Origin of the sequence: Ruegeria sp. HKCCA5463 (assembly GCF_013034175.1) — a bacterium.
Taxonomy (GTDB): Bacteria; Pseudomonadota; Alphaproteobacteria; order Rhodobacterales; family Rhodobacteraceae; genus Ruegeria.
The window spans coordinates 537,565-562,922 of sequence record NZ_WQFL01000001.1 but is presented as its reverse complement, the minus strand read 5'-3'; the positions used below and the strand labels follow the sequence as shown (position 1 = coordinate 562,922).

The window sequence follows — 25,358 nt, the reverse complement described above, 5'->3', positions numbered from 1 at the left end:
GATCAGTTCGGGATCAGGTCCGGTACGATCGTGACAATCGCCGGGAAGAACCACAGAATTGCGATCCCTACCACCTGGATCAAAACAAATGGAATGATCCCGCGATAGATATGGCCCGTCGTCACTTCCTTCGGTGCAACCCCTCGCAAGTAGAACAACGCGAACCCGAACGGTGGTGTCAGGAAGGATGTTTGCAGGTTCACCGCCACCATGATCGTCACCCATTTCGGGTCGAACGACCCGCCATAGATCACCGGCCCCACGATCGGGATCACGATGTAGATGATCTCGAGGAAATCCAGCACGAAGCCCAGAATGAACAACACCAGCATCACGATCAGGAAGACCGTGAACTCGTTGTCAAAACTCTTCAGGAATTGCTGGATATAGTGCTCCCCTCCGAACGAGATCACCACCAGGTTCAGCAATTGCGATCCGATCAGGATGGTAAACACCATCGAGGTCACCTTGGCCGTCTCACGCACCACCGGGGTCAGAACTCCGCTGGAGTACAGCACCCAGCAGCCGAACAGCAGACCGAACAAGGCATACAGATAGGCCGCATACGCGATGATGAAGGCGATCCAGGTCTCCAACGTCACATTGCCCTGATTGACCCGCAGGTCGAAGTTCACCCCCATCAGCAAGGCGATGATCACGGCAAAGGTCGACCAGATGATCACCTTGCCCGATCGCCCCTGATCCTGAAGCTTGCGATAGGCCGCCAGCATGATCGCGCCACCCGCACCCAGCGCGGCCGCCGGCGTCGGGTTGGTCACACCACCCAGGATCGATCCCAGAACCGCGATGATCAGAACCAGTGGCGGGAAGACCACGCGGATCAGGTCATTGGTCGCACATCGCGCTGCGGCTTCCTTGCAACCATACATGGCCAGCGCAAATGGCAACGCGAGCAACAGGAACGTCGCCCCTGAAGTTGTTGTGGGCGAAATCAGCAAAATATCGACCAACACCATAAGCAGCAGACCAATCGCACCAACGATAAGCGGCTGTGGCGCACGCGAGGGGGCGATGCCACGGCCCAGAACCAGAGTGAGGCCCAACAGCACGACGGTGATCGCGACACCCGTGCCAATTGGTGCGGCTGATGCAATCATTTCCTGTTGTGCGGCGGCCAGTTCTTCTTCGGTCAGGCGCTGAGACTCAGCTGCACCGCCAGCGGCATCAATGGCTTCCTGCTCGGCGACGGCCTGATCCCAGGCGGCCTGACCATGCAGATCGATCATCGATACCTTGCATTCTTCCGACACGTTGGTACGCAACGATGCGCCCTGTCCGATGTCCGAGAAAGCCGAGACCGAAATGTTCTGGCTGCCGATCAGGCCGACATTGCCCAGCAACACGGTGCCGACAATCAGCGCAACCGGTGCGCCCAGCAGCCAAGTCAGACCTTCGGACCGGGTGATCGGCTCACCCGACCCGCCTGACAGCGCCACGGCAGGTGCCTTATGGGGATTCAGCAATGCATAACCAAACGCATACAACGCATAAAGCAGGGCCAGAAGAATCCCCGGCAAAAGAGCCGCCTGGAACAAGGTTCCGACCGAGACAACCGCCGGCTCTCCCAAATAGGTCAGCGCATCGGTACATCCCGCCTCAACTGCCCGCGTCTCCTGCGCTGTCGAGTACAAATCGCCCGCCAATGTGCCAAGCAGAACGATCACGATCGAGGGCGGAATAATCTGCCCCAGCGTACCCGAGGCCGCGATCACACCCGTTGCGAGTTCCGGCGAGTAATTGTTCCGCAACATGGTTGGCAGCGCCAGCAGGCCCATGGTCACCACGGTCGCGCCAACGATGCCGGTAGAGGCCGCAAGAAATGCCCCCACAACCACGATGGACACGGCCAGACCACCCGGCAGCGGTCCAAAGACGCGCGCCATCGTCGTCAGCAGGTCGTTCGCGATTTTCGAGCGTTCCAGCGTGATCCCCATCAGAACGAACATCAGCACGGCCAACAGGGTCTCAATGGATTGCCCTGCCAGTACGCGCTCGTTCATGCGGTTCACGATGAACGACACGTTGCGGTCCAGCGCGGTTTCCCAGCCAGAGACAAAGACCGGCTCGGCTATTCTTGGCAAATCCGGGTATCGGAATACCGATATGACATCAGGTTTTACCCCGGAATTTACAATATCCCGATAGGCTTGTGAGCCTGTGTCGATTGCCTGGTGGATCAACAGCCCGGCACTGTCCAGTGCCGCGATGATCCCAAAGGAAATCACTCCGGCGCCGCCGATGGCAAAGGCCACCGGGAAGCCGGAAAGGATGCCTCCGAAGAGGCAGAAGAATACGATAATGAGGCCTATCTCGACGCCATCAAGTCCGAACAACATAGTCTGGGTCTCCGTCCCTAATGTGCGCCTTCATAGGCTTCTTCACCCTCACCAAGGCTGTCCTTGTCGAGGTATTTTCCGGTGCTTTCCGGCCCTTCCACGTATTCCAGATACGACCGGTACAGGAATGCGATTGCGTGCAGGAACACCATGGCTGCAAAGGCCACCAGCAAGATCTTGAACAGGAAGTAGGCGTTGAATCCGTTGGGGCTGAACCCAATGGTTTCCACGTTCCAGCGCAGGGCGCGGGACTTGGCCACCAGCCGGTCCAGCGTGTCACTGGCCGAAGGTTTCGGCACGATCAGGTGCCGCCACATGAAGTACCAGCCATACATCCAAGTTAACACCGCCATGGGCATCATGAACAAAACCGCACCGCACATATCAACCACCCGTTTGGCACGGTGGCTGATGCCGGCATAGATGAGGTCAACGCGCACATGCCCACCCTGCACGAATGTGTAGGTACAGCACAGGCACACGACCATCGCATTATACAGCTTCAGTTCTTCCGCGAACCAACTGATATCCATCTGGAACGGGATACCCAAACCAAAAGACATATCGGGTCGTGTAAAGACCCGCTGCATGAAAACGATCACGATCTGCTGGATCACCATCAAAAGGCCCGCCCAGGCAAAGAAGCGCCCGGTGGTGTTGGCGAACCCCTCAAGGCCCCGCACGATGGCCCACATGAAGTTCCGGTAGTACAGCCCGATGGCCGTCAGAACCAGAAAGAACGTGAACACCACAAAGAAGAACTCGACCGAACCGCCGTAATAGACAAAGCGCATGATCGACGCCTTGTCGGACCAGTCCAGCCAGAGTTGCGGATGCGTGATGGCGTATCCGAAATTATAGAAGGCTTCGGCAATGTTCTGAATGAACCAGACCAGTCCATTCCACAGGGCGCCGAAGAACGAGATACCGTTTTCGTCCTGCATGTTGTCCCCAGGTCGTCTCAGTTGTGCATGGGATTATTGTTGCTTGCCCAAACCCCTTAGCGCAACGGGAAAGGCTCCCCCGCCACGCGGGGGAACCGGTTTTTCTTGGATCAGAATGGCTTAGCCGCGAACACGGTCGCGCTGAGCGGTGTAAACACCCGATGACAGGTTGTTCCAAGCAGACGATGCCGCCATCGACGTCATCGCGCTGTCGTGGATCTTCTTGAACAGCTCATCGCCCATGTTCTCGTCCAGAACTTCCTGGCTGGCCTGACCAAACGCGTCCCAGACACTGTCCGGGAATTCCAGAACCTTGACGCCACCCGCCTGCAGGCGCTGCAGCGCTGCGCCGTTGTTGGCCAGGAACTGTGCCAGGTTCCACTGGTGCGCTTCGGCAGCAGCGATCTCGATGATCTTCTGCTGTGCCGGGGTCAGTTCATTGAACACGTCGCGGTTGGTTGCCAGCGACAGACCTGCGCCCGGCTCGTGGAAGCCCGCAGTGTAGTAGGTCTTGGTGATTTCCTGGAAGCCGGCCTTTTCGTCGGCCCATGGACCGATCCACTCGGTACCGTCGATCGCGCCGGACGACAGCGCCTGATACACTTCCGACCCCGGAATGTTTTGGACCGATGCGCCCAGTTTACCCAGCGCCTTGCCGCCCAGACCCGGCATACGGAACTTCAGACCGTTGAAGTCTTCGGGGCTGTTGATCTCTTTCGAGTACCAGCCACCCGCCTGCGCACCGGTGTTGCCGGCCAGGAAGGACTTCAGGCCAAAGATTTCGCCCAGCTCGTCATGCAGCTCCATACCGCCGTCATGATAGTACCAGTTCACTAGTTCCTGTGCAGTCATGCCGAAAGGAACGGCCGTGAAGAACGCATAACCCGGGTGCTGACCCACAAAGTAATAGTCAGCGGCATGATACATGTCCGCCTGACCCGACGACACCGCGTCAAATACTTCGAAGGCGCCAACCAGTTCGCCTGCCGCCTTGATTTCAACATTCAGGCTGCCATCCGACATGGCGTTGATGCTGTCGGCACAACGCTGCGCGCTGTCAAACACGCCCGCCAGACCACGACCCCACGAGGTCACCATGGTCAGGGTACGCTGGCCCTGAGCATAAGCCGGTGCCGCCAATGCGGTCGCTGCAGCAGCCGAACCGCCCAGCGCGGATTTTTTCAGAAATGAACGACGATCCATATGAGTGTTCCTCCCCTTCATAGTCACGGCCCGGCAGAACCGGACCTGTCGCATTCAGTGCGCGTCAGCCTAATGTGACCGAACTGAAAGGGAATACCTACTACTGCGTAGAGAATCGGATTCTTTGCGATTTCCAGCAAGAAATCAGACCGTAAAGCACGTCTTCCCCGACGATAATCTCTGTATTCCCCGAACAAAGCCCAATCTTTTTGCATTTTCGCCGCCGCTTGCGTATCGATTCGTCCATGCAAAGACTCCGACATCTGGTCTCGCTGACCTATGCGCAGAAATTGTCACTGGTTGCCGCAATCCCGCTGGTCGTGGCCGTGGCGGCAATTGCCGTGCTTGTGGCATACGAGGCGCGCGCGACCGCCGAGCGTGAGATCGAAGCGCTGGAACGCAGCCTGGTCGAAGCCAAGAAGGAAGAGTTGCGCAACTACGTGACACAGGCGCGCAACGGGTTCGCCTATATCTACGGCCGGGCCGAGCCTGATGACGAGGTCGCGAAAAACCTCGTGACCCAAATCCTGTCGGCAATGATCTATGGCCAGGATGGGTTCTTCTTTGTCTACGATTATGACGGCAACAATCTGGTCAGCCCCCGCCAGACGCAGTTCATCAACCGAAACTGGGAAGGGCTGACGGACAGCGATGGCACTCCGATCGTTGACGAGTTCATCCGCCTCGCCCGCCAGGGGGCCGGTTGGCACAGCTTCATGTGGCAAAAGCCCTCGACCGGAGAGGAAGCGCAGATGATCGCCTATGTCGTCGGGCTTCAGGACTGGCGCTGGGTCGTGGGAACCGGAGTCTTCATCGACGACATCGTTGCAACGGTCGCCAACGCCAGGGCCGAGGTCGAGGCCCGCGTTCAGCGCACCTTCATGTATATCGGCGCGATCGTTGTGGCGGCGGTGCTCATCGTCTTTGCATCCGGCATGTTGCTGAACATCCGCGAGCGCAGACTTGCGGACGCCAAGCTGAAGGAACTGACCCAGCGCGTCTTCGATGCCCAGGAAGAGGAACGAGGCCGCGTTGCCCGCGAACTGCATGACGGCATAAGCCAGATTCTGGTCGGTGTACGCTATGCGCTGGACAACGCGCGGCGGCGCCTGTCCCGCGGCGATGATGCGGGCGCACGCGATCCGCTGGACAAAGGGATTGACCATCTTGGCACCGCCATCACCGAGGTCCGCCGCATCAGTCGCGACCTGCGCCCCGGCGTACTGGACGATCTGGGCCTTGGGCCAGCGCTGAAAGCTCTGACCGACGATTTCCGGGACCGCACCGGGATCGAGACGGAATTCTCGACCGTGGTGTTCCGCAACCGGCTGGATCAGGACAGCAAGATTGCCCTGTATCGCATCGCGCAAGAGGCGCTGACCAATATCGAGCGCCACTCTGGCGCCACGCATGTTACGATAGACCTGCGCGGGCACAAGAAAGGTGCAACCATGCGGATCACTGACAATGGCCGGGGCATGCGGACCGATCCCAGCACCCCCAGCACCGGGATCGGGTTGCGCAACATGCAAGAGCGCATCGAACAGCTTGACGGGTCCCTGCGCATTCTGTCATCACGCGGACCGCGCGGCGGCACTGTCATCGAGGTCAGCCTGCCGCTGAGCCACCTTCTGCCGCCGCAGGAAGACGCAACTCCGAACCGAAAGGCCGGCACATGAGCGCCGAAAGCATCCGAGTTCTTATCGTCGACGACCATCCAATGGTGGCCGAGGGCATCCAGTCCATCCTTGAAAGCTATGATGAGATCCAAGTTGTCGGTACGCTTGGCAGCGGACAGGCGGCAGTGGATCAGGCTGTTGACCTTGCCCCGGATGTGATCCTGATGGATCTGAACATGCCCGGCCTCGGCGGTCTCAGCGCCACGGAAATCATCCTGGAGCGATTGCCGGAAACGCGCATCCTGATCCTGTCGATGCATGACAGCCCGGAATATATCTCGACCGCGCTCAGCCACGGTGCCAAAGGTTACGTGCTCAAGGATGTGCCCACGGAAGAGATCAAGCAGGCCATTGATGCGGTGATGCGGGGTGAACAGTATCTGTGCACCGGCGCCAGCGGATCGCTCAAGCCCAAGGGCAACAACGTGCGCGAAGCGCTGACCGGACGTGAACAGACCATTCTGCTGGAACTGGCGCAGGGCAAATCCAACAAGGAAGTTGCGCAAACGCTGGATATTTCCGTGCGGACGGTCGAAACGCACCGCAAGAATATCAAACGCAAACTCGGCATATCCTCAACCGCCGGGCTGACACGCTACGCTCTGGAACATGGCGTGCTGCAAGGGACTGGTGTCGGTTTCTGATCTGCACGCGCGCGCAGCGCTGCCCGGCCCAACCATAGGATAGGCGCCGCAAGCGTGTTGACGATGGGCGGGAGCGCTACCCGCCGGGTCAAAGACCTTCTCCGAAAAAAACCAATGTCCCGTCTTCATCCAGAACGTGGAATTCACGCTGATTATAGGGCTGATTGAACGGCGGCCTGACACGGCCTTCGGGCAGATCGGCCAATCGGTCGCGCAGGCTGTCATAAAGCCCATCAATGTCTTCAACATCGATATAGAAGGAGTGTTCATCACCCAATGGCTTGCCGTCATCCCGCGGCGGGCACTCCAAAAGGCGGATCGCAACAGGACCACGTTTCAAAAAGGCATAATTGTCTTGCGTGAACCCACAGGTGAACCCAAGGCGATCACAATAGAAGTCGATCTGGTCCTTCAGGGACGAGCACAACACAAATGGTGTAAGCTGCAAAATCTTGGGCATCTGACTCTCCGGACAGGAAACAGATGCATTGTACCGAGGTTGACCACTCAATCCAGCAATTGATCCTTTCGCAGCCCCGCGCGCTTGTAGTGATGCGGCAAAACGCGGCCATACAATTGCTGCGTCCGTTCCACACCGCCACACATGCCTTCAGCCTCGACAAAGGAAAAGATGCCGACATAACGACGGCGCTTGCCTCTAACCGGAGCGACCCGGTGCAGTGAATACCGGCCCTTGAAAATCTGTAAATCCCCCGGCCGCAGCTCCAGCCGGCGAACCCGCCCCATGTTCCCATCGAGAACCGAGGCCACCAGATCAAAGTTTTCATTTTCCGCCGTCCGCAGGTTGGGCACATACTCGAACGCGCCGCCCGTCTCTCCGTTCTGGATGGCCAGCGTCACGGTGTAGTTGTTGGTGTCGAAATGCCAGGGAAAGCCCTGCCCTTCTTCCACGACATTGATGATCACGTCCGCCAATGGGTCATCGTAGCGGAAAAAGCGGTCTTCGGGTTCATTCAGGGCATCGCGGACAAAGGGAAGAAAGCCGTCGAACTCGTAAATGCGCCGCAGCGGGCCGGATTTCGAAAGATTGTCGGCCGGAACAAAGGCGTTCGAACGATCATAGAACCGGCGGATCGGATGGGCGATGCCAAGCCTTGGGTCGTCCTTCGTGAAATAGGCGTTGGTTCTGTTGAAGGACCGGTGCGCCTTGGGCGCCACCCCCTCGGCTTCTTGCACCAGAAGCTTGACCCCTGCTTCGTGCACGAAACCCGGCAGAACAGCACATCCATCCTGTTCCAACTCGCGTCTCAAATCCTCGATCAGCCGATCATAAGCCGGTGAATCCGGACAATCGATTGGATAGCGGCCAAGATCAACCAGGTCCTGCAACATTTCAAGCCTCCGGGTTTTGCCCCCTGCACGTTGAGCGTGGCGCAGAAAAAAGTAATGATCATGCCCGTTTCGGACATCGGCCTGACGCTTTCAGACCGCCTTATCCGCGTACAAAACGGCCAATTTTCACGCCAAATTCCCGGTAATTCCCGACATACGGCAATCTGCGCAATAAAATGTCGCAAAATACCGCCGCTGAGATAGAAAATTGGTGCAATTGCCTGTTGACGCCCCTTCCCCCCGACCATAATGTCGCCTCCAAGCAAAAAGGAGCCTCTGGCGATGAGAACGCTAGTCGTAATCGTAGGAACCACGCGCATGGGCCGGTAACGGTAAACCATAATCGAACCCATGCGCCTCCGAAAAATCGGGGGCTTTTTTTTGTCGAACGCAAGACACATGTCGCGAACGGAGCAAAGCAGATGACACGTGAGATGACCGGCGCAAAGATGGTGGTTCAGGCCCTCAAGGATCAGGGCGTGGACACGGTATTCGGATACCCCGGTGGCGCCGTGCTACCGATCTATGATGAGATCTTTCTGCAAAACGACATTCGCCACATTCTGGTGCGTCACGAACAGGGCGCGATCCACGCGGCCGAAGGCTATGCCCGATCGACGGGAAAACCGGGCGTCGCGCTTGTCACGTCAGGCCCCGGTGCCACCAATGCTGTCACCGGTCTGACCGATGCGTTGCTGGATTCGATCCCGATCGTCGTTCTGACCGGGCAAGTCCCGACCTTCATGATCGGATCGGATGCGTTTCAAGAGGCCGACACCGTAGGCATCACCCGCCCCTGCACCAAGCATAACTGGCTGGTGAAGGACACGGACTCGCTGGCTGAAACCCTGCACGAGGCATTCCATGTCGCCACCTCGGGCCGCCCCGGCCCGGTGCTGATCGACATCCCGAAGGATGTGCAGTTCGCGTCGGGCGAATATGCCAGCCCGAAACCTTCGACGTCGCATTACCAACCCGCGATGAAAGGAGATCTGGAAGAGATCACCGAACTGGTTGCCGCGATGGAAACAGCAAAGAAACCGATCTTCTACACCGGCGGTGGCGTTGTCAATTCCGGCCTCGCGGCAAGCCAGTTGCTGCGTGAACTGGTGAATGCAACGGGCTTTCCGATCACCTCAACCCTGATGGGTCTGGGCGCCTATCCCGCCTCGGGCGAGAACTGGCTGGGGATGCTCGGCATGCATGGCCTTTATGAGGCCAATATGGCGATGCATGATTGCGATCTGATGATCAATATCGGTGCGCGGTTCGATGACCGGATCACCGGGCGCATCGATGCGTTTTCGCCGAACTCGAAAAAAGCGCATATCGACATCGACCCGTCCTCGATCAACAAGGTCATCCGGGTGGACATCCCGATCGTCGGCGATGTGGCGCATGTGCTCGAGGATATTCTGAAGATCTGGAAGTCGCGCGGCCGCAAGACGGACGCCGCGAATGTCAAACAATGGCAGAACCAGATCGCCGAGTGGCGCAAGATCAACTGCCTGGCCTTCACCAACAGCGAAAAGTCGATCAAACCGCAATACGCGCTGCAACGCCTTGAAGAACTGACAAAAAAGCATGATCGCTACATCACCACCGAGGTGGGTCAGCACCAGATGTGGGCGGCGCAGTACCTTGGGTTCGAAGACCCCAACCGCTGGATGACATCGGGTGGTCTGGGCACGATGGGTTATGGGTTCCCCGCCTCGATCGGCGTGCAGATGGCGCATCCGGATGCTCTGGTGATCAATGTCGCCGGCGAGGCCAGCTGGCTGATGAACATGCAGGAAATGGGCACCGCCGTTCAGTACCGCCTGCCGGTGAAACAGTTCATCCTGAACAACGAACGCCTCGGCATGGTCCGTCAGTGGCAGGAGCTGCTGCATGGCGAGCGCTATTCACATTCCTGGTCCGAGGCCCTGCCCGATTTCGTAAAACTGGCTGAGGCCTTTGGCGCCAAAGGTATCCTGTGTTCCGACCCCGCCGATCTGGATGACGCGATCATGGAGATGATCAATTACGACGGTCCGGTGATCTTTGATTGTCTGGTCGAAAAGCACGAGAACTGCTTCCCCATGATCCCGTCGGGCAAGGCCCATAACGAGATGCTATTGGGCGAGGCGGAAACACAGGGCGTGATCGATAGCAAAGGCTCGGTTCTGGTTTAACAAAATTCGACGGATTTGGTTGAGCGCCGCGCTGCGCCCGACCTGTCAAGGATGATGAAAGGGACGTAAATGTCTGCCCTACATATCAAAAAAGGCTCTACCCGCCATTCGGCCTATAACCTACGGCCCACCTTCTCGGACGTTCAGGAACGCCATACCATCGCGGTTCTGGTCGAAAACGAGCCCGGAGTGCTGGCCCGTGTCATCGGCCTTTTCTCGGGTCGTGGTTACAACATCGAAAGCCTTACGGTGGCCGAGGTTGATCATACCGGCCACCTGAGCCGCATCACCATCGTCACCACCGGCACGCCCCAAGTCATCGAACAGATCAAGGCGCAGCTTGGCAGGATTGTCTCGGTGCGTGATGTGCATGATCTGACGGTCGAGGGCGCCTCGGTCGAGCGTGAACTGGCGATCATCAAGGTTGTCGGCGAAGGCGACAAGCGGGTCGAAGCCCTGCGACTGGCCGATATCTTCCGCGCCAATGTTGTCGACAGCACACTCAATTCCTTCATCTTCGAAATCACCGGTGCGCCCGACAAGATCGACGCATTTGCCGACCTGATGCGCCCGCTGGGCCTGATGGAAATCGCGCGTACCGGCGTGGCGGCCCTGCTGCGCGGCGATTGATCGAACTGTCCCGCCTTGGCACTTGTCTTGCAGCCAAGGCGGGAACACTTTTTAGGGTGGCTGGTCCTTTCAAATTCAACTCTTGCGATCTGAATGCGCTATAATTGCCATAAGGTCGGCTTTTCCCGAAAAAGATCAGGCATTTTCAGATAAAGCCTATTGCCTTTACACATGAGGGCGTTAGCCTCGAAGCTGCAACGCGACGTGGGGATACGTTGCTTGGGGTCATTCTGTACGATTTTTAAAAATGCACAGGGCTTCGGCTTCAGTGCAACGATGGTTTCTTCCGGAAACTAAGCAAGACGTGGGCACCCATGACTGACGATATTCGTAGTCCGGCTGAGATTCGCGCAATGTTTGGTGCGAACCTTCGGCAATTGGCAAAGCGATATCGCTCGATCTCGGCACTGTGCCGACAACTTGGCGTAAACCGTACCCAGTTTAACAGATATCTTTCCGGTGAAAGCGTACCCAGACCGGATGTGCTGGACCGTATATGCAGGTTTTTCGATGTCGATGCCCGCATTCTTCTGAAACCGCTGGACGAGATCGAAAAGATCGAAGAACACCCTGCAACTCCGGCCCTGACAGAGTTTCTGGGCTCGGGTGCGGATGCGATCGAGAAATCCCCGTTTTCCCCCGGGTTCTACGCGGTGATCGAAAGCCTGTCGGCTGAACACCGGATGACCCTGCTGCACGCCCGACCCCTGGCCCAATGTACGTTGATCCGTGGTTACGTGTCGCGTGCGGCAATGCCCGAAGCACCCCCGAAGGCGCGGGAGATACAGGGGATAGCGGCCGCAAGCGGTGACACTGTCTATATGCTCACCTCCCAGCGGGAAGGTCACAACAGCCGGGTCTATCTGATCTCTCCGGACCCTACGGGAACGGCAGTTCATTGGCGTGGGTCGGTCATCAGCCCGACAAATGCGACAACGCCCGAACCCGTTGTGCTGAAATACCTTGGGCACGACTCGACGGCCATCTTTGCTGCTGCGCGATTGTCGACGAACAACGTGGCTCAGAACCTGTAACCTACCGTCTCAGGTAGGTGTTTTCCCTTCATCATTCTGCGTGATCTGCCGGTACAGATGCCAACTGGCATGTCCCAGCAAAGGCAGTACCACCAGCAGCCCCAGAAACCAGGGCACCATCGCCAGAAATGTCAGCACCGCAATGAAAGCACCCCAGGCCAGCATCACCGGAAAGTTCTCTGACACGTAGGTAAAGCTGGTGATCATGGCCGTTACGAAATCCAGCTCGCGGTCCAGCAGCAGAGGGATCGACAGAACGGTGATCATGTACAGAACGGTCGCAAAAACCGCCCCGACGGCGGTGCCGACGGCCAGCATTGTCAGGCCATTCAGTGTTAGAAACACCTCAAGCGAGGTCGACACGTTGGTCATCGTCGCCAAACCCATGAACAGGGCAAAAATCATGTGCCCCAGAAAAAACCAGAAAAGAAACACGACAACTATGATCGCGCAGATCGAGGGCAATTGTCTGCGGCTTTGCTGCATCACGACCCCGAAGATCGCGCCAAAATCGAGCGGCTCGCCTTGTTCCAGCCTGTGCGATACCTCGTACAGACCAACGGCGGCAAACGGGCCGATCAGCGGAAACCCGATGGCCGCCAGCACCAGCCAAAAGGTTGTTCCGGTCTGAATTGTCACCCATGCCATCGCCCACCCGGACAGTACGTAAAACCCCGCAAAAATAAGTCCGAACAGCGGTGCGCGGCGAAAGTCGGCCCAGGCGCGCTGCAATGCCGTACGCAGCATGGCGGTATCGACCGGTCGCATATCCGGAACACCAAAGGGTTTGTCCATTTTGTCTTCCTCCTCCCTGACCGGCGCTATGGCATCGCCGGCCGCTTGTTCGGCCAATTGGTTTCGGCGTGGTAAGCCGCACCGACTGACAATAGTTTCCGATCCGATCCTCTGGGCCCGAACAATTGAAACCCCATCGGCAGCCCCTGCGTGCCAAACCCCGCGGGCGCAGCAAGACATGGCAGGCCGATCAGGCTGACCGGTATCGTGACATGCATCCATCGGTGATAGGTATCCATGGCCCGGCCCGCTATCTCTGTCGGGTAAGGCAAATCAACCGAAAACGGCCAGATCTGAGCAGACGGCAGAACCAACGCGTCAAACTGTTCGAACAGGTTCGCCGCGCAACGGAACCATTCCGAGCGGATGACACTGGCGTGGTGCACCTCCATTGCACTCATTGCCAAACCCCGATCCAGTTCCCATTGTGCCGAGTCTTTCAAATCTTCCTTTTGCGACGCCAAGGGTTCCAGCCCGGCGGCCACGCTGAACGACCGCAGGGTGATCCAGCTGGTCCAGAGTTTTTCGGCATCGAAAGGCGGGGCGACGTCCTCAACCCGCGCGCCACGTGTTTCGAACACGTCCATCGCGTCTTTACAGATGTCAAGAATACCGGGCTCGGTCGGAAAAGCGCCGCCCCAGTCGCCAAGCCACCCGATCCGCAGCCCTTGCAGATCTGTGGCGGTCACCGGCGACACCGGCGCACTTTCAACGGCCAGCGGCAAGCGCGGGTCCGGACCCGAGATGACATCAAGCAGAACACCCAGATCTTCGGGGCAGCGCGCCATGGGGCCCAGTGTCGACAACTGGTGCAAAAAGCTGTCCCCTACGGGATCGGAAGGCACCCTGCCCCAGCTTGGCCGAAAGCCATAAACGTTGTTCCAGGCGGCAGGGTTGCGCAAGCTGCCCATCATGTCCGAGCCATCGGCCAGCGCAACCATGCCCGTCGCCAAAGCAACCGCCGCCCCGCCGGATGAGCCACCGCAGGTACGGTCGGCATCATAAGGGTTGCGCGTCGCCCCATAGACCGGATTGAACGTGTGCGATCCCAGCCCAAATTCCGGCGTATTGGTCTTTCCGACCAGGATGGCACCGGCTTGCCGCATCCGCGCGGCGATCAGATCGTCACTGGCTGGTACGTGGCCTTGAAAAACTGGTGATCCTTGCGACGAGACGACACCCGCCACGTTCACAAGATCCTTGACTGCGATTGGAAGACCGTGCAGCGGGCCGGTGATCGAGCCGTCGTCACGGGCCTTCGCCTCGGCCATCAAACCATCTGAATCCCTCAGCGCCACGATGGCATTCACCTCACCATTGACCTTGGCGATGCGATCCAGCGTGGCCTGCATCACGTCCGAGGCTGAAACCTGCCGGTTGGCCAACTGTTTCAAAAGGTCTGTAGCCGATATCCGGGTCAGGTCCATGACGCGCCAATCCATTGTCGTTTCCGGCAGCCTAGCGGGCAGCTCGGATCATTTAAACCCACTGTTTAAATGTATCTTTTCAGTGAAGTCCCGGACGGCAATGTCAGCGCGCTGATCCGCGAAAATGCAGGTTGCTGTCGGCCCCAAGCCAATAGCGCAGGCAAAGAGCAATCGCCATGCAGCTGAGCACCAGCCAGATCCCGCCCCACAACATGGTGGAGCCACCGAATTCCTCGGCCAGCATGAATGCATCCGAACGCGCGCCGGACCGTCGGATCGTGTCGTCGAAGATGTCGAAAGGGACATAGATCATGCTGGTCAATCCGATCACGCGCAGCACCAGATCGCTTACATCGGGGCGCAGATACCACGCCGCAGCAATCATCGCAGCCCCGGTTCCGATGCTGAAAACAAGGGCGAACGGGTCGCGGATATACAGCACCGCCACCAGACACATGACACCGCCAAAACCCGCCAGAACGGCGCGGTCGGCCTTTGTTCGCAGGGCAAGGATCAAAAGGGCCATGCCAAGCGCCAGTGAACCAAGATACCCGGCAGACAGGCTGAGAAAGCGATTGCCGCCCCGGCCGACGACAACGCCGCCCTGTTGTGATGAGATCGAAAAGCTCTCGACCGAGCCGCCCGTCATCAGGATCGTCACCGCATGAGACAGCTCATGCAGAAAGACGACCAGTATCTTCAGTGGAACCGCAACCAGTGTATTCCAAAGCAGAAACACCAGGGCCGTGATGAGGATAAGCTGCCAATGCCCTTTCAGAACGTTCAGGAAAGGGCTGTTACGCTTCACCTCAGATGTCGCCCTGGGCCTCGGAGCGGCTCTTGCCCGCCACGTTCAGGGCCAGTGTGGCCGCCATGAAGCCGTCCAGATCGCCGTCCAGAACACCCTTGGTATCCGAGGTCTCGTAATTGGTCCGCAGGTCTTTGACCATCTGGTAGGGCTGCAAAACATATGACCGGATCTGGTTGCCCCAGCCCGCATCCCCCTTGGCCTCGTGTGCCGCGTTGATGTCGGCGTTCCGGCGGTCCAGCTCCAGTTGATACAAGCGCGATTTCAGAGCCTTCATGGCGATATCGCGGTTCTGGTGCTGCGACTTCTCGGACGAGGTCACGACAATCCCGGTTGGAATGTGCGTGATCCGCACGGCCGAGTCCGTGGTGTTCACGTGCTGACCACCGGCACCCGATGACCGGTAGGTGTCGATGCGGATATCGGCGGGGTTCACCTCGATCTCGATATTGTCGTCGACCACGGGATAGACCCAGACCGAACAGAACGAGGTGTGCCGCTTGGCCGCCGAGTCAAAAGGCGAAATCCGCACCAGCCGGTGCACGCCGCTTTCGGATTTCAGCCAGCCATAAGCGTTGTGCCCCGAAATCTTGTACGCAGCGGATTTGATCCCTGCCTCTTCGCCCGGGGTTTCGGACTGAAGCTCGACCGTATAGCCTTTTTTCTCGGCCCAGCGCACATACATCCGCGCCAGCATCGAGGCCCAGTCGCAGCTTTCGGTTCCGCCCGCGCCCGAGTTGATCTCGAGGAAGGTGTCGTTGCTGTCGGCCTCACCGTCAAGCAGGGCCTCAAGCTCTTTCTTCGCGGCCTTGGCCTGAAGCGCCTTGATCGCGGCTTCGGCGTCCTGGACAACTTCTTCGTCTTCTTCCATTTCGCCCAGCTCAATCAGTTCGATATTGTCGCTGAGATCGGTTTTGATGGACTCGTAGGTCTCGATCGCGTCGACCAGCATCTGCCGCTCGCGCATCAGTTTCTGCGCCTTTTCCGGATTGTCCCACAGGTTGGGATCTTCGACACGCGCATTGAATTCCTCAAGGCGATGCGGCGCGGTCTCATAGTCCATGCGCTGCGCCAGCAGCTCCAGCGACTTTTCGATTTCCGCCACAGTGTTCTGGGTTTCGGCGCGCATGGTCTTGTCCCAACTTGCTCAATCAGGCCTGCGTGATAGCAAGAGGTGCGAGACACCACAAGACGGGCTGAGCGTGAATGCAAGGCACATTCAAAGAGTTTCTGGACCGATGGGAATTGCATCAACCGGAACTGGTTGCCGAGACGGCCCAGGCGCGGGTGTGGAAGGTACGGTCGGAACACGGGCCCGCCGCCCTGAAACTCTATCGCGGACCGGATCGCGGCAACGAAGAACCCGGGACCGCTTTGTTGAAGGCCTGGCATGACCGGGGCGCGGTTCGGGTTCTCAACGAGGAACGGAATGCCGTTCTGATGGAATGGCTGGAAGGCCCGTCTTTGGGGGACATTGCACGGGCAGGACGCCCTGAAGACTCTGTTGCGATCCTTGCAGAAACGGCGGCGCGCCTGCATGGGAAGGCCACCGCAGACGTCGATGGCTTGAAACCCCTGAACCAGGTGGTCGCCCCTTTGTTCGGGTGCACCTTTGCTCCGGCCTGCCCAACCCTTCTGCGCAAGGACGTGCTGTCTGCCACGAATCTGGGTCAGCACCTGTTGATCAGCCAGCCCATGCCGGTGCCCCTGCACGGGGATCTTCACCCGGACAACATTATTCTGACCCACAATGGACCGCGGGTTTTCGATGCCAAAGGATATGCAGGAGATCCGGCCTTTGAACTGGCAAATGCACTGCGGCACCCAAAAGGCATGACCGAATTGGTGCGCGATCCCCGGCAGATCGAAACCTGCCTGTCGCTCTATTCCGAAGCCATGAATGTTTCAGAGAAACGGCTGGCCCAATGGGCAGCCGTCAAATGCGCCTTGTCCATCTGCTGGCGATCCGAAGGTGCCATCGAAAACGACCCGGAAGCCGACCTTTTGCGCCTTTTTCTGGACGTGGCCGATCAGTAAAGACCGCCGGTACTCAGATCGCCTTGCGTGGCCTTGGGGCCGACCGTGATGGTTTGACCGGTGGAGGTTTGAACCTGCACACCTGCGCGCTGTACTTCCTCGAACAAAGGCAGGTCCGAACCAATTGCAAAACCACCGTCATAGACACGGTCGATAAACCCATCGACGCCGTCGCGGAAGAATTCGGCCACGACATAGTCGCCGGTGGCGTCATCCGGCAGGCGGGCGCCGCTGAAACGGTCGATTTTGATGAAATGACCACCTTCTGGAACCTTGAATGGCCCACCGCCATACTTTTCGACGGCTTTTTCCATGAAGCTCTGGAACACCGGGCCGCACAAGGTACCACCATAAGCCCCCCGTCCCATCGGGCGCGGGCGGTCGTAACCGATATAGCAGCCAGCCACGATGTTCGAGGTAAACCCGATAAACCACGCATCCTTGGATTCGTTGGTGGTTCCGGTCTTGCCGGCCGTCGGCACCGGCAGGTTCACATAGCGCGAGGCGGTGCCGCGATCCACCACGCCTTTCATCATGGACGTCAGCTGATAGGCCGTGATGGCATCCATGACCTGCGCGCGGTCCGTGACAAGGGTTGGGGCCTCGTCGGGCTCGAGCCAGGTCGAGTTGCAATTCAGGCATTGACGATCATCATGACGATAGATGGTCTTGCCGAACCGGTCCTGAATACGGTCGACCAGTGTGGGTTCAACCCGCTGACCCCCGTTCGCGAACATCGCATAAGCCGCGACCATCTTGTACAGCGTCGTTTCTTCGGACCCCAGCGAGTTTGCAAGGAACGCGCCCATCCGGTCATAGACGCCAAAGCGTTCGGCGTAGCCTGCAACCACCGGCATCGTGACCTCTTGGGCCAGACGGATGGTCATCAGGTTCCGCGACTGCTCGATCCCGGTGCGCAAGGGCGTTGGCCCGTAGAACTTGTTCGACGAGTTCTTGGGCCGCCACAAGCCCTGTGGCGTGTTCACCTCGATCGGTGCGTCCACAACGATGGTTGCCGGGCTGTATCCGCTGTCCAGCGCGGCGGCATAGACAAAGGGTTTGAAGCTGGACCCCGGCTGGCGCTGTGCCTGCGTGGCGCGGTTGAAAACGGTATCCTGATAAGAAAACCCGCCCTGCATCGCCAGAACTCGGCCCGAGTTCACATCCATCGCCACAAAGGCGCCCTGAACTTCGGGCACCTGACGGGCAGACCACTGCCCCTCTTCGCCCTCGACAACGAGGATCACATCACCGCGCTTGAAGTTCGCCGCAAAATCACCCTGCATCCACTTGATATCGGACCGCGGAATGGTGCCATCCGCAGGGCCGTCTTCGATCCCGACGGTAAGTTGCTGATCCGAGACATTCAGAACCACGGCGGGATACCAGCGCGTCGGCAGCACCACATCGCGCGGGATTTCCAGAAGCGACAGCGCCTCGCGCCACTGCGCTTCATCCGCCAGTTTTTCTTCCGAGATCACTTCGCCGGTGCCGCGCCATTTCCCGCGCGACCGGTCATATTTTTGCAACGCCGTGCGCAGGGCCTTTGCGGCCTCGACCTGCATTTCCTCGTCCACCGACGCACGAACCGTGAAGCCGCCGGTAAAGAACTCACCTTCACCAAAGTCCTCGCTCAGTTGGCGACGGATTTCATCGGTGAAGTAGTCGCGCGGCGGCAATGCGGTGCGGAAGCTTTCGAAATCGCCGTTCTGAACCGAGCGCAGCGGCATCTCGACCTCGGACTCATAGGTCGCCTGATCGATGTAACCGTTCTGGTACATCTCGCGCAACACATAGTTTCGGCGGGCCAGTAGGCGTTCCTTTTCCCGAACCGGGTGGTAATCCGACGGCGCCTTGGGCATCGCGGCCAGCATCGCGGCCTCGTGCGGGGCCAGTTCCTGCAAGGTCTTGTTGAAATAGGTCTGCGCGGCGGCCGTCACGCCGTACGAGTTCTGACCCAGAAAGATCTCGTTCAGGTACAGCTCAAGGATCTGCTCCTTGTCCAGGGTATCCTCGAGCCGGGTGGCCAGGATGATTTCCTTGATCTTGCGTTCCGCCCGGCGGTCGCCCGACAACAGGAAGTTCTTCATCACCTGCTGCGTAATGGTCGACGCACCGCGCACGGTACCGCCTTTGGTGCGCACCGCTTCGACACCTGCCGCGACGATGCCGCGTGGGTCGTAACCCTGATGGGTATAGAAATTCTTGTCTTCCGCCGAAATAAACGCCTGCTTCACCAGATCGGGAATTTCCGCGGACGGCGTGAACAGGCGGCGTTCCTGCGCAAATTCGTCGATCAACTGACCTTCGCCCGAATAGATCCGGCTGATCGTCGGGGGCTTGTACTGGGCCAGGGATTCGTGGCTGGGCAGGTCCCGGCCATACATCCAGAAGACCGCACCGATCACCAGTGCGACCATGAAAATACCCAAGGTAACGATACTGAAGATCGCCCCGAAAAACGAAAGAATGAACCGGATCACGTTACTGCCTTTTTCTCGCGGTGGTGCCTATATAGTGTTGCACCGCCCAAGGGTCAAAACACCAAGCGTATTCTAGCCGTTTTGCGTCGCAAGGTCACTGGCCAATCAGGGATTTGCGGATCACATCCTTCTGGCGCCAGTCTTCGATCCCCTGAAATATCCCCAAGGCCATTTTCGCCCGCCACTCCGAATCCCTGAGGTTTTCCCGATCTCTGGGGCTGGACAGAAATCCAAGTTCGACCAAAACAGACGGAATATCGGCCGCCTTGAGCACCGAGAACGAAGCGGTCCGCAGCGGTTTGCGGTTCATCGGCCCGCCTTGCTGGGCCATCCCGTTGGCGATCGCGCTGGCCAAGGACCTGGTCCGCGGCATCGTTTCCTGGCGCGCCAGATCAAGTAGAACATCAGCCACCTGATCATCGGCACCATTCAGATCGATGCCCGAGATCAAATCCCCCCGGTCATGTCGTTCAGCCAGTTTTGAACTGGCCACATCCGAAGCATCGGCAGACAGGGTATAGACGGCCGCCCCATGGGCTTGCCCTTCCGACAGGGAATCCGCGTGCAGCGAAATGAACAGATCCGCGCCAGCCCGATGCGCCAGGGCAATCCGACGTTCCAACGAGACGAACTGATCATCAACGCGGGTCAGGACCACCTCGTAACCTCCTGATCGCAATAGCACTTCGCGCAGTTCGCGGGCAAAGGTCAGCATCAGGGTTTTTTCATCAACGTCATCGGTTTCGGCGCCCGGATCGATCCCGCCATGCCCCGGATCGAGCATTACGCGCAACGGCCGGTCCGCGGAACGCGAAGGTGCCTGCGGCAGGTCAGCCGGTTCCGGCAAGTCCCAACCCGGATTGCGCGGCGCACCTGCGGTTGCGTTGAACGTGTCAAAATCCGTGCCCTTGAGGTTCAGAGACAGCAGCGCCGCCCCCGAATCCTCGGCCACCGACAGCTCGGCTGTGTCTACGGCCATCGGTGCGCCCAGTTCCAACACCAGCCGCGACCAACCCGGAACATAGGCTCCGAATTGCACGCCGCTGACGCGTTCGGATTGCAGGAAATCCGTTCGGTTCAGCCCGGTCCAATCCACTTCGTTGAAGTCCAGAACCATCCGGTACGGATCCTGCAAGGTGAAGATCCGGTACGGCACCCCCTGGCTCAGGCCGATATCCACGCGAACGCCAGTTCGCCCCACATCCGTGATGCGGCTTTGGTCGGGCTGAACGCGTGCCAGCGCGCTGAAATCCTGCGCGACGGCACTGCCGCACAGCGCCCAGATCAGGGCGATGCAAATGAAGATCCTGCTCATGGCCTCAAGTTTTCCCGAGATCGTTTGCCGGGCAGCCTATACCACAAGGGCTGATTTGTGAACGGCTCAGGCAGGTTCCCCGATCACCTTCCGCTGGGTCATGAAAACGCGCAACCGTTCCAGCCCGTCCTGAATGTCGGCCGTCGAACGCGCATAGGAAAAACGCAACGTCGTATGGCCGCGCTGCGGATCGAAATCCAGACCCGGCGTGACCGCGACCCCGGCCTTTTCCAGAATCTCGGCCGCAAATGCGCGGCTGTCATCGGTCAGGTCAGACACGTCGGCATATACATAGAAAGCCCCGTCCGGAGGCGCGATTTTCGTAAAGCCCGCCTTGGGCAGCCCGTCCAGCATCAGGGCGCGGTTTCGGCGGTACACGTCCAGATTGGCTTGCAGCTCGTCCTCGCAATCCATCGCGGCCAGTGCGGCAACCTGACTGGCATGCGGCGCGCAGATGAACATGTTCTGGGCTATCCGCTCGACCACGCGCACCTGATCCTCAGGCACGACCATCCAGCCCACGCGCCAACCGGTCATCGAGAAATACTTGGAAAACGAGTTGATCACATAGCACTCATCCGTCAGTTCCAGCGCGGTCACGGCCTTGGCCTCGTATTCCAGACCATGATAGATTTCGTCGCTGATGAAGGATGCCCCCTGCCCGTGTGCGGCTTCGATCAGCGACCCCATGGCGGCGTGATCCAGCATCGTGCCGGTAGGATTCGCCGGTGACGCCACCATCAGCCCCTTCAGGCCCATTCCCTGAATATCCGCTGCCACGGGTTGCAGACGGTTTTCAGGCGCGGTCGGCAGATCGACCGGCACCAATCCAAGTGCCCTGAGAATCTGGCGATAAGACGGATACCCCGGCGCACCGATTCCGACGCGATCCCCGCTGTCGAACAATGCCGTGAAAGCCAGCAGAAACCCGCCGGACGATCCGGGCGTGATGACCACGCGCCCCGGGTTCAGGTCCACATCGTACCACTCACCATAAAGCTGCGCGACACGCTTTCGCAGTGCAGGCAAACCCAGAGACACCGTATAGCCCAACGGGCTTTGATCCATCGCCTTGGCCAGCGCCTCGGTCGCGCCCTTGGGGGCGCCGGTTCCGGGCTGGCCAACTTCCATGTGAATCACATGGCGGCCCGCTTCTTCCGCACGGCGCGCGGCCTCCATCACGTCCATCACGATGAAGGGATCGACCCCGGACCGGGTTGAGTTTCTCATGCCCATCTCCCATGTTGCAGCCATGGCTTTTGAACGCGTATCCCTGCTGACGTCAATCCCGGCTCTGATCCTGTCGGTTGGTGTCTGGCTGGCGGCGGCAACGCAATCCCATGGGCAAAGCCTGATCCGCGACCCCGATATCGAGCGTGGCCTGCGCGAGCTGGCCTTTCCGGTTCTGCGTGCCGCCGGTCTGAACACCAATCGGGTTCAAATCCTTGTGGTCAATGACAACACGTTCAATGCATTCGTCATCGACTACAACGCCATCTATTTGAATTACGGGCTGATCCTTACGGTCGAAAGCCCCGAAATGCTGCAAGCGGTGATCGCGCATGAGGCCGCGCATATCGCGAACGGCCACCTGGCCCGCCGCGCCGAAAACCTGAAGGCGGCGCGGCGCAATGCGGGCCTTGGTACCGCTTTGGCCCTGCTTGCGGCTGCGGCCGGAGGGGGTGAAGCCGCCATTGGCATCGCCGCAGGCACCCAAGGCGCCGCAATCCGCAGCTTTCTGGGCCATACCCGCGCCGAAGAGGCCTCGGCCGACCGAAGCGCCGCAAGCTATCTGCGATGGGCACAGATTTCCCCCAGCGGCATGGTCGAGCTGCACAGAAAATTCGCGGGTCAGGAATTGTTGAGCGTCGCTAATCAGGACCCGTACATGCGGTCGCATCCCACCAGTCGTGAACGATTGCGCGCCGCCGAAGCGTTTCTGGATGAGTTCGGCGACAAGGCCGTTCCGAATGCCAATGCCGATTACTGGTTTGCCCGCGTCAAAGGCAAACTGTCGGCCTTCTTACGCTCACCCAGTTGGACATTACGGCGCGCCAAAGAAGAAACCGCTCAGGACATCCGCCTGATGCGCGAGGCTTCGGCCCATCATCAGAACCGTGATTTGGATCGCGCGCGCCGTGCCATCGACGAGGCACTGGCGCTGCGCCCGAACGACCCCTACTATTATGACCTGAAAGGGCAAATTCTGCTGGAAAACAGGCAAATAGGCGCGGCTGTTGAAGCGTATGGGAACGCTGTTGAAATGGCTCCGAACGATGCGCTTATCCTGGCTGGATACGGGCGGGCGTTGCTGGCGCAGGGTCAAACCAAACAGGCCCTGAGCGTGCTGGAAAAAGCCCGCGCCCGGGACTACCGGAACGCCAGGCTGTTGCAGGATCTGGGTGTGGCCTATGCTCAGGTTGGCAATGATGGTATGGCATCCACCGTGACGGCAGAGCGGTATGCGCTGCAAGGGCGGTTGAAAGATGCCGGAATTCACGCGAAACGCGCCGTGGCACGACTGCCCGAAGGTTCACCGGGTTGGCAAAGGGCACAAGACGTGTTGATTGCGGCGGAACGACTCGACAAAGACAAAAGGAAACGGAAATGATCCTCAGACATGCTGCACCCGCCCTTCTGGGGCTTTCCATGGCGGCGACCTCGGCGCAGGCGCTGGACTTGAATGCGATGAACGATGCCGAGAAGGCGGAATTTGGTGCCCAGGTGCGCGAATACCTGCTGGAAAACCCCGAAGTGATCATCGAAGCCATCAACATTCTGGAAGAGCGCAATGCCGTCGCCGAAGCCGCGGCGGACAAAGAACTGGTCGCCGCCAATGCGGATGAACTGTTCGATGATGGGTACAGCTGGGTTGGCGGCAACCCGGATGGCGACATCACGCTGGTCGAGTTCATGGACTACCGGTGTGGCTATTGCCGCCGTGCCGTTCCCGAAGTTACCAGCCTGCTGGCGGAAGACGGCAACATCCGCCTTGTGATCAAGGAATTCCCCATTCTGGGTGATGCGTCTGTGCTGTCCTCACGTTTTGCCGTGGCCACCAAACACGTGGCGGGCGACGACGCATACAAGCAGGTCCATGATGCCCTGCTGGAATTCACCGGCGAGCCAACCGAAGTTGCCCTGCGCCGCATCTCGGACGGTTTGGGGCTGAACAGCGACGAGATCATCGCGGCGATGGACAGCGATCGCGTTACGGATGAGATTGCGCGCACCCGTGCTCTGGCCCAGCGGATGCAGATCTCGGGCACGCCTTCGTTCGTGTTGGGCACAGAGATGCTGCGTGGCTATTTGCCAGCCGATCAGATGCAGCAGATCGTTAACGGTATACGTGCCGAACGCGGCTAAGGCCGGATCTGTCGGCGACGTGCCATGAAACGGCGGGAATTTCTGGTGGCCGGAGGAGCGTTGGGTATGACGGGTTTCTCTGGCCAGTCTATTGCGCAGTCCGCGACCGGCTTCCACGTGCCGGCCGAAGACGCCCAGCATGAACGCACTTTCATGCAATGGCCGGTAAGCCGCACCGTCTATCGCGATCCCGTTTTTCTGGAAATGGTAAAGGGGACCATTGCGGAAATCGCAAACACGATCTCTGCTTTTGAACCCGTCACAATGCTCGCCGGAGCGGAACATCACGCAGACATCAGCAAACGGCTTTCTGCGGCGGTCGAGATCTGGGATGTCCCGACCGAAGATCTGTGGTGCCGGGACGCAGGCCCGGTCTTTGCGATCAACGACCGTGGCGCGCTTGCGGTCCAACAGATCCAGTTCAATGGGTGGGGAAGAAAACAGGTTCACGCACATGATGCGAAAATTGCCGGCAGAGTGGCCGAAAGGCTGGGTCTGCCCCTGTTGCCGACCGGGCTGATCGGCGAAGCCGGTGGCGTCGAGCAGGATGGGCATGGGACACTTATGGCGCATGAAAGCTCGTGGGTGAATGACAACCGCAATCCCGGCCTCACTCGGGACGAGATCGAAGCCCGGTTGTTGGCGGCCTATGGGGCCAAACGCATGATCTGGTCCGAAGGTGTCTGGGGCGAAGACATCACCGACTATCACATTGACAGTCTGGCCCGCTTTACCGGCCCCGGTCGCGGCATCATCAACTTGCCGGATGAACCGGACAAAGATGATCCTTTCCAAATGGCCGCGCTGGACACCCATGATCGTCTCATTGCCGCGGGCATCGACATGGACGTGATACCCGAGCCGCATTTCCGCCGTGTCGAAAACCTGGATTTCGTGGCCTCTTATGCCAATTACTACGTCTGCAATGGCGGTGTGATTGCGGCCCGGTTCGGAGACTCGGAAACTGACAGGATCGCGTCGGAAACACTTGCAAGGCACCACCCTGGGCGTGAAGTCGTGACGCTTGACGCGGATGTGCTGGGAGAGCTTGGCGGCGGCATCCATTGCGCCACACAACAGATGCCGTTTTTTCAGATGTCGTGAAGAAA

General features: G+C 59.0%; 21 protein-coding genes. 9 read left to right on the top strand and 12 right to left on the bottom strand.

Annotated features, from left to right (window positions below; translation table 11 throughout):
- Positions 1–2 precede the first annotated feature (2 nt).
- The 3 genes from GOW09_RS02780 to GOW09_RS02770 all read right to left on the bottom strand — a co-directional run bounded on the left by GOW09_RS02780 (position 3) and on the right by GOW09_RS02770 (position 4,504).
- Entirely contained in the window at positions 3–2,357 is a 2,355-nt protein-coding gene (locus GOW09_RS02780; protein WP_171115471.1) for a TRAP transporter large permease subunit, read from the bottom strand.
- A 17-nt stretch (positions 2,358–2,374) separates the two neighbouring features.
- A complete protein-coding gene (locus GOW09_RS02775) occupies positions 2,375–3,301 on the bottom strand; it encodes a TRAP transporter small permease subunit (RefSeq protein WP_152458266.1) in 927 nt (308 codons plus the stop codon).
- Between the two features lie 120 nt (positions 3,302–3,421).
- Positions 3,422–4,504: a TRAP transporter substrate-binding protein gene (locus tag GOW09_RS02770; RefSeq protein ID WP_117868673.1), complete on the bottom strand. Its 1,083-nt coding sequence runs from the start codon at positions 4,502–4,504 to the stop codon at positions 3,422–3,424.
- 245 nt (positions 4,505–4,749) lie between these two features.
- On the opposite strand from GOW09_RS02770, the gene GOW09_RS02765 reads away from it, so the two are divergent.
- Both GOW09_RS02765 and GOW09_RS02760 read left to right on the top strand, forming a co-directional pair.
- Positions 4,750–6,183: a cache domain-containing protein gene (locus GOW09_RS02765; RefSeq protein WP_171115469.1), complete on the top strand. Its 1,434-nt coding sequence runs from the start codon at positions 4,750–4,752 to the stop codon at positions 6,181–6,183.
- On the top strand, positions 6,180–6,827 hold the full coding sequence (locus GOW09_RS02760) for a response regulator transcription factor (protein WP_171115467.1): 648 nt from the start codon (positions 6,180–6,182) through the stop codon (positions 6,825–6,827). Before GOW09_RS02765 ends, GOW09_RS02760 begins: the two co-directional genes overlap by 4 nt.
- 88 nt (positions 6,828–6,915) lie before the next feature.
- Here GOW09_RS02760 and GOW09_RS02755 read toward each other — a convergent pair whose 3' ends face one another.
- The gene (locus tag GOW09_RS02755; protein WP_152458269.1) at positions 6,916–7,287 is read right to left on the bottom strand and encodes a VOC family protein; all 372 of its coding nucleotides are present in this window, start codon (positions 7,285–7,287) and stop codon (positions 6,916–6,918) included.
- A gap of 47 nt (positions 7,288–7,334) precedes the next feature.
- Positions 7,335–8,180, bottom strand: coding sequence for a 2OG-Fe(II) oxygenase (locus GOW09_RS02750; protein ID WP_171115464.1), 846 nt, complete (start codon positions 8,178–8,180; stop codon positions 7,335–7,337).
- Between the two features lie 422 nt (positions 8,181–8,602).
- On the opposite strand from GOW09_RS02750, the gene GOW09_RS02745 reads away from it, so the two are divergent.
- The 3 genes from GOW09_RS02745 to GOW09_RS02735 all read left to right on the top strand — a co-directional run bounded on the left by GOW09_RS02745 (position 8,603) and on the right by GOW09_RS02735 (position 12,018).
- Positions 8,603–10,354, top strand: coding sequence for an acetolactate synthase 3 large subunit (locus tag GOW09_RS02745; protein ID WP_171115462.1), 1,752 nt, complete (start codon positions 8,603–8,605; stop codon positions 10,352–10,354).
- A 69-nt stretch (positions 10,355–10,423) separates the two neighbouring features.
- Positions 10,424–10,984, top strand: coding sequence for an acetolactate synthase small subunit (ilvN, locus tag GOW09_RS02740; protein ID WP_117868667.1), 561 nt, complete (start codon positions 10,424–10,426; stop codon positions 10,982–10,984).
- A gap of 314 nt (positions 10,985–11,298) precedes the next feature.
- Complete coding sequence (locus GOW09_RS02735) at positions 11,299–12,018, top strand: helix-turn-helix domain-containing protein (protein ID WP_171115460.1); 720 nt, start codon at positions 11,299–11,301, stop codon at positions 12,016–12,018.
- 9 nt (positions 12,019–12,027) lie between these two features.
- Here the strand turns inward: GOW09_RS02735 and GOW09_RS02730 are convergent, their stop codons facing one another.
- The 4 genes from GOW09_RS02730 to prfB all read right to left on the bottom strand — a co-directional run bounded on the left by GOW09_RS02730 (position 12,028) and on the right by prfB (position 16,177).
- Positions 12,028–12,813: a DUF2189 domain-containing protein gene (locus tag GOW09_RS02730; protein ID WP_171115458.1), complete on the bottom strand. Its 786-nt coding sequence runs from the start codon at positions 12,811–12,813 to the stop codon at positions 12,028–12,030.
- A gap of 26 nt (positions 12,814–12,839) precedes the next feature.
- The gene (locus tag GOW09_RS02725) at positions 12,840–14,240 is read right to left on the bottom strand and encodes an amidase (protein ID WP_171116511.1); all 1,401 of its coding nucleotides are present in this window, start codon (positions 14,238–14,240) and stop codon (positions 12,840–12,842) included.
- A gap of 103 nt (positions 14,241–14,343) precedes the next feature.
- The gene (locus GOW09_RS02720; protein ID WP_371808015.1) at positions 14,344–15,048 is read right to left on the bottom strand and encodes a M50 family metallopeptidase; all 705 of its coding nucleotides are present in this window, start codon (positions 15,046–15,048) and stop codon (positions 14,344–14,346) included.
- Position 15,049: 1 nt separating this feature from the next.
- Entirely contained in the window at positions 15,050–16,177 is a 1,128-nt protein-coding gene (prfB, locus tag GOW09_RS02715) for a peptide chain release factor 2 (RefSeq protein ID WP_152458274.1), read from the bottom strand.
- Positions 16,178–16,254: 77 nt separating this feature from the next.
- On the opposite strand from prfB, the gene GOW09_RS02710 reads away from it, so the two are divergent.
- Positions 16,255–17,085 (top strand): aminoglycoside phosphotransferase family protein, encoded by an 831-nt coding sequence (locus GOW09_RS02710; protein WP_171115456.1) that lies wholly within the window; start codon positions 16,255–16,257, stop codon positions 17,083–17,085.
- On the opposite strand, the gene GOW09_RS02705 is transcribed toward GOW09_RS02710, so the two are convergent.
- The 3 genes from GOW09_RS02705 to GOW09_RS02695 form a co-directional block, all read right to left on the bottom strand.
- The gene (locus tag GOW09_RS02705; RefSeq protein ID WP_171115454.1) at positions 17,079–19,568 is read right to left on the bottom strand and encodes a PBP1A family penicillin-binding protein; all 2,490 of its coding nucleotides are present in this window, start codon (positions 19,566–19,568) and stop codon (positions 17,079–17,081) included. The two genes, GOW09_RS02710 and GOW09_RS02705, sit on opposite strands and share 7 nt — an antisense overlap.
- Positions 19,569–19,662: 94 nt before the next feature.
- On the bottom strand, positions 19,663–20,883 hold the full coding sequence (locus GOW09_RS02700; RefSeq protein WP_171115451.1) for an N-acetylmuramoyl-L-alanine amidase: 1,221 nt from the start codon (positions 20,881–20,883) through the stop codon (positions 19,663–19,665).
- A 66-nt stretch (positions 20,884–20,949) separates the two neighbouring features.
- Positions 20,950–22,113 (bottom strand): pyridoxal phosphate-dependent aminotransferase, encoded by a 1,164-nt coding sequence (locus GOW09_RS02695; protein WP_171115449.1) that lies wholly within the window; start codon positions 22,111–22,113, stop codon positions 20,950–20,952.
- Here GOW09_RS02695 and GOW09_RS02690 point away from each other — a divergent pair.
- From GOW09_RS02690 to GOW09_RS02680, 3 genes are read left to right on the top strand one after another with little or no spacing between them, the layout of a single operon-like run.
- Complete coding sequence (locus GOW09_RS02690) at positions 22,112–23,494, top strand: M48 family metalloprotease (RefSeq protein WP_171115447.1); 1,383 nt, start codon at positions 22,112–22,114, stop codon at positions 23,492–23,494. The genes GOW09_RS02695 and GOW09_RS02690 overlap by 2 nt on opposite strands.
- Complete coding sequence (locus GOW09_RS02685; protein WP_152458280.1) at positions 23,491–24,249, top strand: DsbA family protein; 759 nt, start codon at positions 23,491–23,493, stop codon at positions 24,247–24,249. Before GOW09_RS02690 ends, GOW09_RS02685 begins: the two co-directional genes overlap by 4 nt.
- 24 nt (positions 24,250–24,273) lie before the next feature.
- Positions 24,274–25,353 carry an agmatine deiminase family protein gene (locus tag GOW09_RS02680; protein WP_171115445.1) on the top strand — a complete coding sequence of 360 codons (1,080 nt, stop codon included), beginning with the start codon at positions 24,274–24,276 and terminating at the stop codon, positions 25,351–25,353.
- The last annotated feature ends 5 nt before the right edge of the window (positions 25,354–25,358 follow it).